Here is a 16,082-nt window from a genome sequence, read left to right as displayed (position 1 = left end):
ACCAGACATTGGTCATCGCCGACCCACGCTACTCCCGCGCTCGCCTGGACGGAAGGACCGTTCCCCGTGACGCCCCTTACAGCCGGCGTTTGTGGAAGGAGGGGCCCCCTTTTAACACCTCGGTGTTAAGCGGGGCCCCCTCCTCTACCGAATGCGTTAAGCGGGGCCCCCTCCTTACCGCCAGTACCACGGCGGTGCTCAGCCCCCATGCGGCGGCGACCGCCAGCAGCAGCCGCTCCAGCACCCCCACCAGCGCGCCCCGGCCGACCAGCAGCATGGCCAGCCCGACCGCGCCGGCCAGCGGCAGCGCCAGCGCCACGCCGACCGCGGCGACCCGGCGCAGCGCCGCGCCGGTGGCGGGGGAGATCAGCAGCGCCAGCATCGCGAGGACCACCGCCGCGGTGGCCAGGATGCTGGCCCCGCCGTGCACCAGGTCGGCCACCGTGGCGGCCTCGAACGGCGGCAGCGGGCAGCCGGCGCTGCACGTCACCGTGCCGGAGAGCACCGTGGCGACCGCGCCGACGCCGAGCAGCACGGACGCCGCCCGCGCCACCGCCGGCAGCGCGCCGGCGAGCAGCAGCAGCGCCGCCGCCAGCGTGAAGATCCCGATCCGGTACGCCCCGGCGTACCCGCTGTCGGCGACGCCGGCCTCGCTGACGTACCCGGTCGGTCCCGGGCCCGGGCCGGCGACCACGGCGACCGTCACCGCGACCGCGCCGGCGACGACGCAGCCGGCGGCCCCGACGGCGGCGACCCGGCGCGGCGTGCGGTCAGCCACGCCCGTGCGGCGTGGTCCAGCCGGCCAGGTCGGGACCGAGCGGCACGATCCGGGTCGGGTTGATCATGTCGTGGGTGGCGTAGTAGTGCCGCTTGATGTGGTCGAAGTCCACCGTCTCGCCGAAGCCCGGCGTCTGGAACAGGTCCCGCGCGTACGCCCACAGCACCGGCATCTCGGTCAGCTTCTGCCGGTTGCACTTGAAGTGCCCGTGGTACGCCACGTCGAAGCGGACCAGCGTGGTGAACAGCTGCACGTCCGCCTCGGTGATCGCGTCCCCCATCAGGTAGCGCCGCCCGGCGAGGCGCTCCGACAGCGCGTCCAGCCGGGCGAACAGCGCGGTGTACGCCTCGTCGTAGGCCGCCTGCGAGGTGGCGAAGCCGCAGCGGTAGACGCCGTTGTTGACGTCGGAGTGGATCTCCGCCATCAGCGCGTCCAGCTCCGGCCGCAGCTCGACCGGATAGAGGTCCGGCGCGCCCGGCGCGTGGAACCGCCGCCACTCGGTCGAGAGGTCGAGTGTGAGCTGCGGATAGTCGTTGGTGACCACCCGTCCGGTCAGCGTGTCGACGAGCGCCGGCACGGTTTCCCGGCCGGTGTAGTCCGGGTCGGTGGCCAGGTACGCCTCGGAGAGGAAACCGACGCCCAGCACCGGGTCGAAGCCGTCCGGGTCGAGCGCGAACCGCCAGCCCCGCTCGTCCCGGATCGGGTCGACAGTGCCCAGCGAGATCACCTCGTCCAGGCCGAGCAGGCCGCGCACGATCCGGGCCCGATGCGCCCACGGGCAGGCCCGGCACCAGATCAGCCGGTAGCGGCCCGCCTCCAGCGGCCAGCGTCCCTGCTCGTCGGGCCCGCCGCCCGCCGGGGAGGTGGAGTGCGGGGTGACCCGCCCGGTGAACCGGTTCGGTTGGCGGACGAACGCACCGCCGCCACTGGTCTCTGCGCTGAACTGGGCCCCGGCCATGCCGCCAACCTATCCGCTCCGGGCGCGGATATCCTGGCGCCGTGGCACCCCGGCGCGACCCGCCGGGCCGCCGCCGACCGACCCCTTCCCACCCCCGAAGGACGTGCGCGCGATGACCGTGGCCTACCTCGTTGCCGGAGTCCGCACCCCGATCGGCCGGTACGCCGGCGCCCTCGCCGGGGTCCGCCCCGACGACCTCGCCGCGCACGTGATCCGCGAGATGGTGGCGCGGCACCCGACGGTCGACTGGGCCCGCACCGACGACGTGATCCTCGGCTGCGCCAACCAGGCCGGCGAGGACAACCGCAACGTGGCCCGGATGGCCGCGCTGCTCGGCGGCCTGCCGGCGGAGGTGCCGGGCAGCACCGTCAACCGGCTCTGCGGCTCCGGCCTGGACGCGCTCGCCTCCGCCGCCCGCGCGATCGTCGCCGGGGACGCCGACCTGGTGGTGGCCGGCGGCGTGGAGAGCATGAGCCGCGCGCCGTTCGTCATGCCGAAGGCGACCACGCCGTTCTCCCGCACCGCCGAGGTCTACGACACCACCATCGGCTGGCGGCTGGTCAACCCGCTGATGGAGCGCGGCTGGGGCATCGACTCGATGCCGGAGACGGCGGAGAACGTGGCCGCCGAGTTCGGCGTGGACCGGGTCGCGCAGGACGCGTTCGCGTACCGCTCGCAGCAGCGGGCCGCCAAGGCGCAGGCCGACGGCCGGCTGGCCGAGGAGATCGTCGGCGTCACCGTGCCGGCCGGCAAGCGGGAGACGAAGCTCGTCGAGGTCGACGAGCACCCGCGGGAGACCACGCCGGAGAAGCTGGCCGCGCTGCCCACCCCGTTCCGCGACGGCGGCACGGTGACCGCCGGCAACTCCTCCGGCGTCAACGACGGCGCGGTGGCGCTGCTGGTCGCCTCCGCGGCCGCCGTCGACCGCTGCGGCCTCACCCCGCTGGCCCGGGTACGCGGCGCCGCGGCGGCCGGCGTACCGCCACGGATCATGGGCATCGGGCCGGTCCCGGCCACCCGGCGGCTGCTCGACCGGCAGGGCCTCACGCTGGCCGACGTCGACGTGATCGAGCTGAACGAGGCGTTCGCCGCGCAGTCCGTGGCGGTGCTGCGGGAGCTGGGCCTGCCGGAGGACGCCGAGCACGTCAACCCGAACGGTGGGGCCATCGCGCTGGGTCATCCGCTCGGCGCCAGCGGCGCCCGGCTGGCGCTGACCGCCGCGCTGGAGCTGCGCCGTCGGGGTGGTCGGCGGGCCCTCGCCACCATGTGCGTCGGCGTCGGGCAGGGCATCTCGCTGCTGTTGGAGTCGGCCGGCTGAGCGCGGACGGCGGCATCGCGAGAAGTGGATCTCCCGTTGCCGGTCCGGCGCGCATAGAGTGGGCTGGACCACATGATCCGCCCCACCGGGCGGGTGACGACCGGGGAGATCGCACGATGCAGACGTCGGACGGACCTCCCGCCGGGATCGACCTGAGCCGGCCCAGCGCCGCCCGGGTCTACGACTACTTCCTCGGCGGGGCACACAACTTCGAGATCGACCGGCAGCTCGCCGAGCAGATCGCGGCCATGACGCCGAACCTGGCGGCCACCATGCGCTCCGGGCGGGAGTTCCTGCGCCGCGCCGTCCGGGTGCTGCTCGACGCCGGCATCGACCAGTTCCTCGACATCGGCTCCGGCATCCCCACCGTCGGCAACGTGCACGAGGTCGCCCAGGCCGCGAACCCCGAGGCCCGGATCGTCTACGTCGACATCGACCCGGTGGCGGTGGCGCACAGCCACGAGCTGCTCGCCGGCAACGACCGGGCCACCGCGCTCCTGGCCGACCTGCGCGAGCCGAAGCTGATCCTGGACCAGGCCCGGGCCAGTGGGCTGATCGACTTCGACCGGCCGTTGGGCATCCTGCTCGCCGGCGTGGTGCACTTCGTCCCGGACGCCGACCGGCCGGCCGACATCCTGGCCACCCTGCGCGCCGCCGCCGCGCCGGGCAGTTTCCTGGTCGTCTCGCACTCCACGTTCGAGGACCAGCCGCAGGAGATGCTGGACGCGCAGCGGCTGTCGGCGCGCACCGCCACCGAGATCACGCTCCGCTCGCGGGCCGAGATCACCGGCTTCTTCGGTGACTGGACGATCCTCGAACCGGGCGTGGTGCACATGCCGCTGTGGCGGCCCGACTCGCCGTCGGACGTGGACGACCACCCGGAACGTTTCGGGGCGTTCGGCGGGGTCGCCCGGCACGACCGCGCCGCCGGGTGAGCCGACGTGCCCGCCCCGGAGCCCGACGGGGATGACTTCAGCCGTCCCGGCGCCACGGCGTACGCCACCGAGTGGGCCCGGGCGGTGCGCCGCATCGGTTTCGTGCCGCTGAGCGCGGCCGAGACCGAACGCCTGCTGGCGGCGCTCACCGAGCGGCTGGCCCGCGCGTCGCTGGCGCCCACCTTCTCCGCCCGGCCGGCGGAGGAGGTGGGGCGTGCCCTGGTGGAGGCGCACCTCACCGAGCCCGGCGTGCTCGACTGGTCGGTGCAGGCGCTCGGTGACCGGTTCCTGCCCTGGGTGCTGCCGGCCCGGCAGGAGGTGCCCGAGCTGCACGAACGGATCGCGTTGTTGCAGGGCGCGGTCGCCGCCGGGTTCTCCCGCGCGCTGCGCGACCGGGTGTTCAGCCAGCAGGAACGGATCGCCCGGTCCGCCTGGCAGGCCCGGGACGCCGTCGAGCAGGCGTTACGGGACAGCGAGGCGCGGTTCCGGGCGGTCTTCACCGGCGCCGCCATCGGCATCGGCATCGCCGGGGTGGACGGGCAGATCATCGAGGTCAACCAGTCCTTCGCGGACATGCTCGGCTACACCGTCGCGGAGATGCGGCGGATGAACGTGTCCGCGCTGGCGCACGCCGACGACGCGGCGGGCATGTGGGAGCTCTACCAGGAGCTGATCGAGGGCAAGCGGGACAGCGCCCGGGTGGAGAAGCGCTACTACCGCAAGGACGGCAGCGTGGTCTGGACCGACCTGGCCGTGTCGCTGATCCGGTACGACGACGGCCGGCCGCGTTTCACCGTCGCCATGATCGAGGACATCACCCAGCGGTACGAGTTGCAGCAGCGGCTGCGTTTCCAGGCGCTGCACGACCCGCTGACCGGCCTGCCCAACCGGACGCTGTTCTTCGAGACGCTCGGGGACGTCTTCGCCGCGGCCGGGCCCGAGCAGCGCGTCGGGCTCTGCTTCATCGACCTGGACGGGTTCAAGGCGGTAAACGACAGCCTCGGCCACGACCTCGGCGACCGGCTGCTCCAGGTGATCGCCCGGCGGCTCAGCGACTGCGTGTCCGGCCGTGGCCACCTGGTGGCCCGGATGGGCGGCGACGAGTTCGTCATCCTGGTCGACTCCGGCGGCGGTCTCGACGACGCGGTGGAGGTCGCCGAGCTGGCGCTGGCCGCGGTCTCCGCCCCGGTGCAGGTCGCCGACCAGCAGCTCGCCGTCTCGGCCAGCATCGGCATCGTGGACTGCCCGGCGGCGGAGACCAGCGCCGCGGAGCTGATGAAGGCCGCCGACACCACGCTCTACTGGGCCAAGGCCGAGGGGCGCGGCCGCTGGGCGGTGTACGACCCGGAGCGCAGCGCCGCCGACATCGCCCGGTCCGCGCTGGCCGCCAACCTGCCCGCCGCGCTGGACCGGGGCGAGTTCGTGCTGCACTACCAGCCGATCGTGTCCCTGTTGGACGGCACCATGGTGGCGGTCGAGGCACTGGTCCGCTGGCAGCACCCGGAGCTGGGGCTGCTCGGGCCGGACCGGTTCATCGGGCTGGCCGAGGAGACCGGCCTGATCGTCCGGCTCGGCGCCTGGGTGCTGCGCCAGGCGTGCCGGGACGCCGAGGCGTGGCGGCGTGCCTTCGGCGAGTCGACGCCGGTGGTCAGCGTCAACCTGGCCGCCCGGCAGGCCGACGACCCGGCCATCGTGGAGACCGTGGCGGAGGCGTTGCAGCACACCGGTCTCCCCGCCGAGCTGCTTCAGCTCGAACTGACCGAGAGCGCGGTGATGGGCAGCGCGGGCGAGCCGCTGCGCGCCCTGCACCAGCTCGCCGACCTCGGGTTGCGGCTGGCCATCGACGACTTCGGCACCGGCTACTCGAACCTGGCGTACCTGCGCCGGCTGCCGATCCACTGCGTGAAGCTGGCCGGCCCGTTCGTCGAGGGGATCCGGGGCGACGGCGCGGTCGCCGACCACCGCGACGAGCGGATCGTCGACGCGCTGGTCCGGTTGGCGCACGCGTTGGAGCTGTCGGTGACGGCCGAGGCGGTGGAGACCGAGGTGCAGGCCGAGCGGCTGCGGGCGTTGCGCTGCGACACCGGCCAGGGCCGCTGGTTCGGCCCCCCGATGCCCGCCGACGCCATCCGCACCCGCCTGGCGGGGTAAGGAGGGGCCCCCGCTTAACGCTTTCGGTAGAGGCGGGGCCCCCGCTTAACACCTCGGTCGCACGGCGCCCGTGCAGAGAAGAGAGAGAACTCGTGAGTCTGACCGATTCGCAGGCCGTGGTGTCGGTGGTCGCCGCGCTGGCGATCCTGGCCGGGCTGGCCGGCGTGGTGGTGCCCGGCCTGCCGGCGCTGCCGCTGTGCTGGGGCGGCGTGCTGGTGTGGGCGCTGTTCGGCGACGCCGGCCCGGGCCGCTGGGCGGTGCTGGCCGCCGCCACCGTGGTCGCCGCCGGTGGCACCGTCGTCAAGTACCTCTGGCCGGGGCGGAACCTGAAGCGCACCGGTGTGCCCACCCGGTCGCTGCTGGCCGGCGCGCTGCTCGGCGTGGTCGGGTTCTTCGTGATCCCGGTGATCGGGCTGCCGATCGGCTTCGTCGCCGGGATCTGGGGCGCGGAGCTGCTGCGGCTGGGCAGCAACCGGCTGGCCTGGCCGGCCACCGTGCAGGCGCTCAAGGCGGCCGGGTTGTCGATGCTTGTCGAGTTTCTGGCCGGCATGGTGATCGCCGCGCTCTGGGTCGCCGGGCTGCTGTTCGCCTGAGCCTGGGTCCCCGTCGCGGGGGAGGCCGCTGGCTCTCCGGCGGGAGGTCGCCGGCCCCGCCGGTCCCTAGCGTCGGCCCCATGGTCCTTCCACACCCGGCCACCCGCCGGCGAGCGGCCCGCCCCCGGGCGCTGCCCCGTCCCGCGAACGCTCGGCGAGCGGCCCGGCCCCGTCCCGCAACCGGTCGGCGAGCGGCCCGGCCCCGTCCCGCAACCGGTCGGCGAGCGGCCCGGGCCTGGGCGCTGGTCCGCCTGACCCGACCGTGGTTCTGGCCGCTCGGCTGGGCCGCCGCGTACGCCGGGTCGGTGCTCGCGACCCGCGACTGGCTGCCGCCGCCGGCGGCGCTGCCGCGGTCGCTGGCCGCGCTGGTCGTGCTGGGGCCGCTGGTGTGGACCGCCGTGCTCACCGGCAACGACCGGCACGACCTGCCCAGCGACCGGCGAAACCCGCGCAAGGCCACCGCGCCGCTGGTCACCGGCGTGCTCACGGCGACCGACCTGGTCCGCGCCCAGGTCGGCGCCACGGCGGCGGCGCTCGCGCTGGCAGCCACCGTGATCGGGCCGGCGTTCGCCCTGGGCACGGCCGTGGTGCTGCTGCTCGGGTGGGCCTACAGCGCCCCACCGGTACGCCTCAAGGTCCGGCCCGGCCTGGACGTCGCCGCCAACGCGGCGGCCGTCGGCGTGCTCGCCCCGTTGGCCGGCTGGTCGCTGCACCGGCCGGTCACCGGATATCCGCTGCTGATCGCCGCGCTGGGCCTGTTCCTGGTGGCCGCGCTCTACCTGCCGACGACCGTGCTGGACGTGGACGCGGACACCGCGGCCGGGGACACCACGGCGGCGGTGTGCTGGGGCGCCCGGAGGTGCCGGCGGGCCGGCCTGACCCTCTGGACGGCCGCGACCGGGGTCTGGCTGGTCGTCTGTCACCTGGGCGTGCTGGTCCGGCGGGACTCGTGGACCGTGCAGGACCTCTGGGCGCCGGTGCTGGTCGTCGGCTACGCCGTCGCGGTCCGTCGACCGACCATCGCCCGGCTGGCGGGGATCTGCGTGCTCTTCGCGGTGCCGGCGGCCGATTTCCTGACCGCCTGGACCGCCGCCGGCCCGGTGTGAGAGTGCGGCGGTGCGGGGCCATGGCCGCGTCGCCCGAGTCGATCCACCGTGACTGGCGCGAAGCGGTGAGCCATCCCGTCTCCGGATCACCGGGCCCGGGCGGCGACCAGCTCGGTGCGACGACGGTGTCTGAGGTAGAGCTGCCGGAACACGCCGTCCGGGAAGGTCGGATGCCAGGGCTTCACCGGGCCGGCGAAGTGGATGATGGACGCGTCCGTGATGCTCCCGCCGACGCTCGGGTCGAGCCGCCACGCCATCATGTGGTTCCAGCGCTTGGGAAGCCGGGTCCACCGGCCGTAGACCGCATGGTTGAGCGCGTCCTGGTCCGGGAAACGCGCCTCGTGGCCGTGGCGGGCGATGTAGTCGAGCGCCGCGGCGGTGACCTCGAGTTCCCGCCACCGTGGCACGTCGATGAGCAGCACCCCCGAGTTCAGGTACGGAGCCTGGGCGTCGAGGTCACGGTAGCCGTAGATGCCGGGCAGGCCGCCGTTGTCGATGAGGCGGCGGGTGAACGCGTCCCGGACCGCGCCGACCGGCGTGCCACCCAGGTCGACGTCGCGCAACGGTGCCAGGGACCCGGTGCAGAGGACATCGGAGTCGAGGTAGAGCAGCCGGTCGACGCCCGGGGGCAGGGCGTGCGGGATCAACAGCCGCAGGTACATGGCGGCGGAGAGGTAGCTCAGGTGGGGTTCGCGGGATCCGGGCAGGCGGATCGGAGGGGGGCCCACGGTCAGGAAGGTGACGGTGGCGTGCCGGGCCGCCCGGATCAGCGTGGCTCGGGTCTGTTCGGTGACGCCGTCGGCGACCAGCCAGAACCGCAGCGGTTCGGTAGGCATCTGAGCGGCCACGGTGGACATCACGACCGCCGCGTGCGGGGCGTAGGTGGCATCGAAGGCCAGCGCGCAGTCCAGGATTACCTCCTCGGTCGGGGTGAACAACTGTCAATTTATAACGTTGCATACGTGTCGACAACCAGGACCCCTGTCGCGGCGGAGCAGGTACGGTCGGCCGGTGCGGATCGACGTGTTGGGCGGGCTGGGCGCCTTTCCCACCGCCCACCAGTCGTGCTCGGGTTTCCTCGTCGAGCACGACGGCTTCCGGCTGCTGATCGACCCGGGTTACGCGACGCTGCAACCCTTGCTGGCGCGGGTGCGGGCCGAGCAGGTCGACGCCGTCTACGTCAGCCACGGCCACCCCGACCACTGCGCGGACCTGCAACCGTTGGCGCGGGCCCGGGTGCTCACGGACCGGTCCGGGCCACCGCTGTCGGTGTACGCGCCCACGGGCAGCCTGGCCGACCTGCTCGCCATCGATGAGCCCGGCCTGCTGGAACCGGGGTACCACCTGACCGAGTTCACCCCGGGGGAGACCCTGCGCCTCGGACCGTACGGGGTGCGAACGTTCCTGTTGCTGCACTGGGTGCCGAACGCCGGCGCACGATTCGAGGCGTCGGGCGTGGTGCTCGCCCACACCGGGGACACCGGGCCCAGCCCGGCGCTCGTGGAACTGGCCCGGGACGCGGACGTGCTGATCGCGGAGGCGACCTACCGGGCTGACGGTGACCGTCGGCCGGTAGGGAGCGGCGGCGCGGGCGTCCGGGGGTACGGCGAGACGCCGTACTTCAGTGAGAGAGAGGTGGACGCCGCGCGCCGCCGCGGACCGGGCGTTGCCGAGCGCCCGGTGCCGGCCCGTCGGGTCGGGCCTGGTCACAGCTCCCAGCATGCCCCGGGCGGGGAGTCGGGACAACGCATTTAACCGGTACGCGTATTGACCACCTTGATCGGCGGGAGCAGACTGCGAGCACTCGCCCGAGGAGGTGTGCAGTGGCCACGACGCCCGCGCCGACCGCCGAGCAGCCGATGGACGACGACGCCCGACGACTCGCCGAACTCGGCTACAAACAGGAGCTGCGCCGCACGTGGAGCGGCTTCTCCAACTTCGCCATCTCGTTCTCCATCATCTCGATCCTGGCCGGCTGCTTCACCACGTTCGGCCAGGCGTGGAACAACGGCGGCCCGGTCGCCGTCTCCTGGGGCTGGCCGCTGATCTCGATGTTCATCCTGGTCATCGGGTTCTGCATGGCCGAGCTGGTGTCCGCGTACCCGACGGCGGGCGGGATCTACTGGTGGGCGGCGACCATGGGCCGGCCGGTGCACGGCTGGTTCACCGGCTGGCTCAACCTGATCGGGCTGGTCGCGGTCACCGCCTCGGTCGACTACGGCTGCGCCACGTTCCTCAACCTGACCCTCTCCGCGCTGGTCGACGGCTGGGCCGGCACCGGGCACCAGACGTTCGGGCTGTTCGTGGTGATCCTCGCGCTGCACGGCCTGATCAACATCTACGGGCACCACATCATCGACGTACTCCAGAACATCTCGGTCTGGTGGCACGTGGCCGGTGCGGCCGCGGTGGTGCTGATCCTGGTCCTGGTCCCGGACGACCACCAGAGTTTCCAGTTCGTGTTCACCGAGCGGTTCAACAACTCCGGCTTCGGCGACGGGGACACCGGCGGGCTGACGTTCTGGTTCTACGTGCTGCCGCTGGGCTTCCTGCTGACGCAGTACACGATCACCGGCTTCGACGCCTGCGCGCACGTCTCCGAGGAGACCCGGGGCGCGTCCAAGGCCGCCGCCCAGGGGCTGTGGCGATCGATCTTCTATTCGGCGGTCGGCGGCTGGATCCTGCTGCTCGCGTTCCTGTTCGCCGCCACCGACGTCGACGCGATCAACGACGCGGGCGGCTTCTCCGGGGCGATCTTCGAGACGGCGCTGACCCCGTTCTTCTTCAAGGTGGTCATCATCATCTCCACCATCGGGCAGTTCTTCTGCGGGATGAGCTGCGTGACCTCGATGTCGCGGATGGCGTACGCGTTCAGCCGGGACCGGGCGGTGCCCGGCTGGCGGCTCTGGTCGACCGTCAACCGCAACGGCACGCCGGTCAACGCCATCATCGGCGCCACGCTGGCCGGGCTGGTGCTCACGCTGCCCGCGCTCTACCAGCGGGGCGGCATCCCGGTCGCGTTCTACGCGGTGGTGTCGGTGGCGGTGATCGGGCTCTACCTGTCCTTCATCATCCCGATCTTCCTGCGGCTGCGGATGGGCGACCGGTTCGTCCCGGGTCCGTGGACGCTCGGCCGCCGCTACAAGCTGCTCGGCTGGATCGCGGTGGTGGAGATCGCCGTCATCGCGGTCTACTTCGTGCTGCCGATCGTCCCGGCCGGCGTGCCGGGCCACCCCGACTTCACCTGGACCGCGGTGAACTACGCGCCGTTGGCGATCGGCGGCGTGCTGCTCGGCGTCGCGATCTGGTGGTACGCCTCGGCCCGCACCTGGTTCACCGGCCCCCGCCGCACCGTCGACCAGCCCACCCCCGACACCCCCGCCCCACCCTCCTGACCGCGCGCCACTCCACCCCACTCCACCCCGCGCCACTCCTTGCCGCGCCGGTCGGTGGAACGTCATGGGTGTCACGACGCGCTTGAGACACCCATGGCGTTCCACTCGACGGCCCGCGTGGCGGTGGGTGGAACGTCATGGGTGTCACGACGGGCTTGAGACACCCATGGCGTTCCACCGGTGCGGCGGGGCGCCGTGAGGGTGGTGCGATCAGGTGGCGGCGGGGAACTGCCGGGCCAGGGTGACGAACGAGCGCCACGACGAGGGGTCGACGTGGAGGGTGCCGCCGTCGCGGTCCTTCGTGTCACGCACCAGCACCACGCCCGGCAGGTTGATCGCGACCTCGACGCAGTCACCGCCGCTCGTTCCGCTGCGGGCGCGGGCGGGTTCCAGCCCGGGGCCGCCCGGTCCCGACGATTCGCCGGGCGGCCCCTTCCACACGACCACCAGGAGGCCGATGGTGACGGGTCGCCGACGGGTGCCGCACGTGCCGATCCGCCCGCTGTGGCGGTGCCGCAACTGCGGCGCGGAGTGGCCCTGCCAGCCCGCGCGGCTTGATGGCCGAGGCGCACGAACACCTCGCCCGGCTGAACTCGGACCATGTGCCGGACCTGCATCGCCGCTTCCTGGCCTGGGCGCGGGCGCGTGACTGACGCCGTCGGCGGCTGTCCGCGTACCCCCGGGTCAGGGTGTGGGCTGGCGGTGGGTGAGCGGGAAGCGGAGGATGCGGTCGTCGTCGGCCGCCGGTGGGACGCCGCGCGGCTCGCGGTTGCTGGTGGTCACCCAGAGCGCGCCGTCGGGGGCGACCGCGACGGTACGCAGGCGGCCGTAGACGCCGACCAGCTCCGCCACCGGTACGCCGACCGTGCCGTCGTGGTCGACCGGCACCGCCCAGAGCCGGGTGCCGCGCAGCGCGGCCACGTAGAGCGTGCCCCGGGTGAACGCCGCGCCGCTCGGGGACGCCTGCGCGGGCGGCCAGACCACGACCGGGTCCCGGAATCGGGGGTCGCCCGCGACGCCCTCGACGATCGGCCAGCCGTAGTTGCCGCCCGGCACGATCCGGTTCACCTCGTCCCAGGTGCTCTGCCCGAACTCGGTGGCGAACAGCCGGCCGTGCCGGTCCCAGGCGAGCCCCTGCACGTTGCGGTGGCCGTAGCTGTAGACCGGCGAGCCGGGGAACGGGTTGTCCGCCGGCACCCCGCCGTCCGGGCGGATCCGCAGGATCTTGCCGTTGCGGCTGGTCAGGTCCTGGGCGCGGGCGGTGACCCCGGCGTCGCCGACGCCGGCGTAGAGCATGCCGTCGGGGCCGAACGCGATCCGCCCGCCGTCGTGGAAGGTGGCCCGGGGGATGCCGCTGAGCAGCACCTGCGGGACCGGCGTCGCGGCCAGCCGGAACCGGACGATACGGATGTCGGTGAGGGTCGTGTAGCAGGCGTAGACCCAGCCGTCCCGCCGGTAGGTGGGGGAGACCGCGAGCCCGAGCAGGCCCGCCTCGCCGTCGGCGACCACGTCGGCGATCCGGGCCACCTGTTCCGCCGGCCGGCCGGGGCGGACCCGGAGGATGGTGCCCCGGTCCCGCTGGGTGACCAGGGCGCTGCCGTCGGGCAGGAAGTCCAGCCCCCAGGGCACCGCCAACCCGGTGGCGACCACCTGCGGGTTGGTCAGGTCGTAGCCGACCGCCGGACGCCTGTCGACGTGCCGCTCGAAGCCGGCCGGGCGCAGGTCGACCACGTCCGGCTGCGGCGCCGTCTCGATGGCGGGGCGGTCGGGGGCGGCGGTGGGCTGCCGGTCGGCGCGGGCGTCGGTGGCGCCCAACCCGATCGCGAGGACGGCCACGGCGGCCGCGACGATCCGACGACGCATGTGCTCTCCCCGGTTTCGCACCCGGTCCCACCGGGGCATTGACGGTGATCCGGTTTGCCAGTAGACCTTGGTGATGGAGGCCCCCTGATGAGTAGAACGCCGTTCTCGCTGGAGCAGTTGCGGGTCGCCGTCGCCGAGGGCGAGATCGACACGGTGGTGCTCGCCCTCACCGACATGCAGGGTCGCCTCCAGGGCAAGCGGATCCACGCGCCGTTCTTCCTCGACAACGTGGTGGAGAACGGCAGCGAGGGCTGCAACTACCTGCTCGCCGTGGACGTCGACATGAACACCGTCGACGGGTACGCGATGTCGAGCTGGGAGCGCGGCTACGGCGACTTCGCCATGCGTCCCGACCTGGACACGTTGCGCCGGACGCCGTGGCAGCCCGGCTCCGCGATGGTGCTGGCCGACCTGGAGTGGCTGGACGGCTCCGGCCCGGTGGTCGCCTCGCCCCGGCAGATCCTGCGCCGGCAGCTCGACCGGCTGGCCGCGCACGGGCTGACCGCGTACGCCGGCACCGAGCTGGAGTTCGTGCTCTACCGCGACTCGTACGAGGAGGCGTGGTCGCGCGGCTACCGTGACCTGACGCCGGCCAACCAGTACAACGTGGACTACTCGCTGCTCGGCACCGCCCGGGTGGAGCCGCTGCTGCGCCGCATCCGCACCGAGATGGCCGCCGCCGGGCTGACCCCGGAGAGCGCGAAGGGTGAGTGCAACCTCGGCCAGCACGAGATCGCCTTCCGGTACGACGAGGCGGTGGCCTGCGCCGACCACCACGTCGTCTACAAGAACGGGGCGAAGGAGATCGCCGCCCAGGAGGGCATGGCGATCACGTTCATGGCGAAGCCCAACGCGCGGGAGGGCAACTCCTGCCACATCCACTTCTCGTTGCGCGACGCGTCCGGCTCGTCGGCGATGCTGGGCGACGGGCCGGCGCACCTGAGCGTGACCGGGCAGCGGGTGCTGGCCGGGCTGCTCGCCACGATGCGCGAGTTCAGCCTGCTGTTCGCGCCGAACATCAACTCCTACAAGCGCTACCAGCCCGGCTCGTTCGCGCCGACGGCGCTGCGCTGGGGCACCGACAACCGCACCTGCGCGCTGCGGCTGGTCGGGCACGGGCAGGGGATGCGGGTGGAGAACCGGGTGCCGGGGGCGGACGTGAATCCCTATCTGGCGATCGCCGCGCTGGTGGCCGGCGCGGTGTACGGCATCGAGCACGAGCTGGAGCTGGCGGAGGAGTGCACCGGCAACGCGTACGACGATCCGGCCGCCGAGCGGGTCCCCGGCACGCTGCGCGACGCGCTCGACCTCTGGCAGCGCTCCACTGTCGCCCCCGAGGCGTTCGGCGACGAGGTGGTCGCCCACTACGCCAACCAGGCGAAGGTCGAGCTGTCCGCGTTCGACGCCGCCGTCACGGACTGGGAGCTGATCCGTGGCTTCGAACGCCTCTGACCCCCGGCCGCGCCGTCGGTTGCTGTGCGTGACGGCGACGAAGGAACAATCAGTTCGGAGCGATATACCTTCGAGTCATAATTATGCCTCTCAGGTATATCGCTCCAAGCGGATTCATCTCGCCGGCCGCGACACGCCGGAACTGATCCGTGAGGCAGAGCGTGGGGGGCGGCGTGGGTGAGGTGATCTCGCCAATTGACGGGGCGAGCCTGAGAGAGGTCGCGACCTCGTCCGTGGCGGACGTGGATCGCGCCGTCGGGCGGGCCGCCGCCGCGTTCGAGGGGTGGCGGAACGTCGCGCCGGGGGACCGGGCGCGGCTGCTGCGACGGTTCGCCGCCGAGGTGGACGCGCACCGCGAGGAACTGGCGCAGCTCGAGGTGCGCAACGCCGGGCACACCATCGGCAACGCGCGCTGGGAGGCCGGCAACGTCCGGGACGTGCTCGACTACTACGCGGGCGCGCCGGAGCGGCTGACCGGCCGGCAGATCCCGGTGCCCGGCGGGCTCGACGTCACGTTCCACGAACCGCTCGGCGTGGTCGGGGTGATCGTGCCGTGGAACTTCCCGATGCCGATCGCCGGTTGGGGGCTCGCCCCGGCGCTGGCCGCCGGCAACACGGTGGTGCTCAAACCGGCCGAGCTGACCCCGCTGACCGCGCTGCGCCTGGCGGAGCTGGCGCTGGACGCCGGGCTGCCCGAGGGCGTGTTCACCGTGCTGCCCGGGCAGGGCAGCGTGGTCGGCGAGCGGTTCGTCACCCACCCGGCGGTCCGCAAGATCTGCTTCACCGGCTCCACCGAGGTCGGCACCCGGATCATGGCCGGCGCCGCCGACCAGGTCAAGCGGGTGACGCTGGAGCTGGGCGGCAAGTCGGCGAACCTCGTCTTCGCCGACGCGGACCTGGCGAAGGCGGCGGCCACCGCGCCCTCCGCGGTCTTCGACAACGCCGGCCAGGACTGCTGCGCCCGCTCCCGGATCCTGGTCCAGCGATCGGTGTACGACCGCTTCCTGGAGCTGCTCGAACCGGCGGTGCAGGCGTTCCGGGTCGAGGACCCGGCCCGGGAGACCGCCGAGATGGGCCCGCTGATCTCCGCCGCGCACCGGGACCGGGTCGCCGGGTACGTCGACGGCGCGACCGTGGCGTTCACCGGCGCCCGCCCGGACGGCCCCGGCTTCTGGTACGCCCCGACCGTGCTGCTCGCCGACTCCCCGGCGGACCGGCACTGGCGCGAGGAGATCTTCGGGCCGGTCGTCTCGGTGCTCCCGTTCGACGACGAGGCGGACGCGATCCGGCTCGCCAACGACACCGAGTACGGCCTCTCCGGCTCGATCTGGACCCGGGACGTGGGTCGCGCCGTGCGGGTGGCGCGGGCCGTCGAGGCCGGCAACCTGAGCGTCAACTCGCACTCCTCGGTGCGCTACTGGACCCCGTTCGGCGGGATGAAGCGCTCCGGCCTCGGCCGGGAGCTGGGTCCGGACGCGCTGCACGCCTTCACCGACGTCAAGAACGTGTTCATCGGCACCGAGGAGTGATCAC

14 protein-coding genes are annotated in these 16,082 nt (G+C 73.2%); 9 read left to right on the top strand and 5 right to left on the bottom strand.

All coding sequences use genetic code 11. The features are described 5' to 3' along the window. Nucleotides 1-76: 76 nt before the first annotated feature. The gene (locus ACH495_RS24600; RefSeq protein ID WP_396860049.1) at nucleotides 77-778 is read right to left on the bottom strand and encodes a DUF998 domain-containing protein; all 702 of its coding nucleotides are present in this window, start codon (nucleotides 776-778) and stop codon (nucleotides 77-79) included. After that, complete coding sequence (locus tag ACH495_RS24595; RefSeq protein WP_396860048.1) at nucleotides 771-1,736, bottom strand: glutathione S-transferase family protein; 966 nt, start codon at nucleotides 1,734-1,736, stop codon at nucleotides 771-773. Before ACH495_RS24595 ends, ACH495_RS24600 begins: the two co-directional genes overlap by 8 nt. A 112-nt stretch (nucleotides 1,737-1,848) precedes the next feature. Between ACH495_RS24595 and pcaF the strand changes: the two genes are divergently transcribed. From pcaF to ACH495_RS24570, 5 genes are all read left to right on the top strand, one after another. Beyond that, complete coding sequence (gene pcaF, locus ACH495_RS24590) at nucleotides 1,849-3,054, top strand: 3-oxoadipyl-CoA thiolase (protein ID WP_396860047.1); 1,206 nt, start codon at nucleotides 1,849-1,851, stop codon at nucleotides 3,052-3,054. Nucleotides 3,055-3,170: 116 nt separating this feature from the next. Beyond that, nucleotides 3,171-3,989, top strand: a complete 819-nt coding sequence (locus ACH495_RS24585) for an SAM-dependent methyltransferase (protein ID WP_396860046.1) — start codon at nucleotides 3,171-3,173, stop codon at nucleotides 3,987-3,989. 6 nt (nucleotides 3,990-3,995) lie between these two features. Continuing rightward, on the top strand, nucleotides 3,996-6,140 hold the full coding sequence (locus tag ACH495_RS24580) for a putative bifunctional diguanylate cyclase/phosphodiesterase (RefSeq protein ID WP_396860045.1): 2,145 nt from the start codon (nucleotides 3,996-3,998) through the stop codon (nucleotides 6,138-6,140). A gap of 92 nt (nucleotides 6,141-6,232) precedes the next feature. Continuing rightward, nucleotides 6,233-6,733, top strand: a complete 501-nt coding sequence (locus ACH495_RS24575; protein WP_396860044.1) for a DUF456 domain-containing protein — start codon at nucleotides 6,233-6,235, stop codon at nucleotides 6,731-6,733. 80 nt (nucleotides 6,734-6,813) lie between these two features. After that, complete coding sequence (locus ACH495_RS24570; protein WP_396860043.1) at nucleotides 6,814-7,839, top strand: UbiA family prenyltransferase; 1,026 nt, start codon at nucleotides 6,814-6,816, stop codon at nucleotides 7,837-7,839. A gap of 86 nt (nucleotides 7,840-7,925) precedes the next feature. Here the strand turns inward: ACH495_RS24570 and ACH495_RS24565 are convergent, their stop codons facing one another. Beyond that, nucleotides 7,926-8,777, bottom strand: coding sequence for a glycosyltransferase family 8 protein (locus tag ACH495_RS24565; RefSeq protein ID WP_396860042.1), 852 nt, complete (start codon nucleotides 8,775-8,777; stop codon nucleotides 7,926-7,928). 73 nt (nucleotides 8,778-8,850) lie between these two features. Between ACH495_RS24565 and ACH495_RS24560 the strand changes: the two genes are divergently transcribed. Continuing rightward, nucleotides 8,851-9,594 (top strand): MBL fold metallo-hydrolase, encoded by a 744-nt coding sequence (locus tag ACH495_RS24560; RefSeq protein ID WP_396860041.1) that lies wholly within the window; start codon nucleotides 8,851-8,853, stop codon nucleotides 9,592-9,594. 68 nt (nucleotides 9,595-9,662) lie between these two features. Further along, entirely contained in the window at nucleotides 9,663-11,234 is a 1,572-nt protein-coding gene (locus ACH495_RS24555; RefSeq protein ID WP_396860040.1) for an amino acid permease, read from the top strand. A 210-nt stretch (nucleotides 11,235-11,444) separates the two neighbouring features. Here the strand turns inward: ACH495_RS24555 and ACH495_RS24550 are convergent, their stop codons facing one another. Further along, a complete protein-coding gene (locus tag ACH495_RS24550; protein WP_396860068.1) occupies nucleotides 11,445-11,627 on the bottom strand; it encodes a DUF397 domain-containing protein in 183 nt (60 codons plus the stop codon). Nucleotides 11,628-11,918: 291 nt separating this feature from the next. Next, nucleotides 11,919-13,097 (bottom strand): PQQ-dependent sugar dehydrogenase, encoded by a 1,179-nt coding sequence (locus ACH495_RS24545; RefSeq protein ID WP_396860039.1) that lies wholly within the window; start codon nucleotides 13,095-13,097, stop codon nucleotides 11,919-11,921. Nucleotides 13,098-13,184: 87 nt separating this feature from the next. On the opposite strand from ACH495_RS24545, the gene ACH495_RS24540 reads away from it, so the two are divergent. Both ACH495_RS24540 and ACH495_RS24535 read left to right on the top strand, forming a co-directional pair. Then, nucleotides 13,185-14,549: a glutamine synthetase family protein gene (locus ACH495_RS24540; RefSeq protein WP_396860038.1), complete on the top strand. Its 1,365-nt coding sequence runs from the start codon at nucleotides 13,185-13,187 to the stop codon at nucleotides 14,547-14,549. Between the two features lie 173 nt (nucleotides 14,550-14,722). Then, a complete protein-coding gene (locus ACH495_RS24535; protein ID WP_396860037.1) occupies nucleotides 14,723-16,078 on the top strand; it encodes an aldehyde dehydrogenase family protein in 1,356 nt (451 codons plus the stop codon). Nucleotides 16,079-16,082 lie beyond the last annotated feature (4 nt).

The sequence above is a fragment of the Micromonospora sp. NPDC018662 genome (assembly GCF_044391475.1).
Taxonomy (GTDB): domain Bacteria; phylum Actinomycetota; class Actinomycetes; order Mycobacteriales; family Micromonosporaceae; genus Micromonospora.
This window is presented reverse-complemented; position numbering and strand designations above follow the sequence as displayed.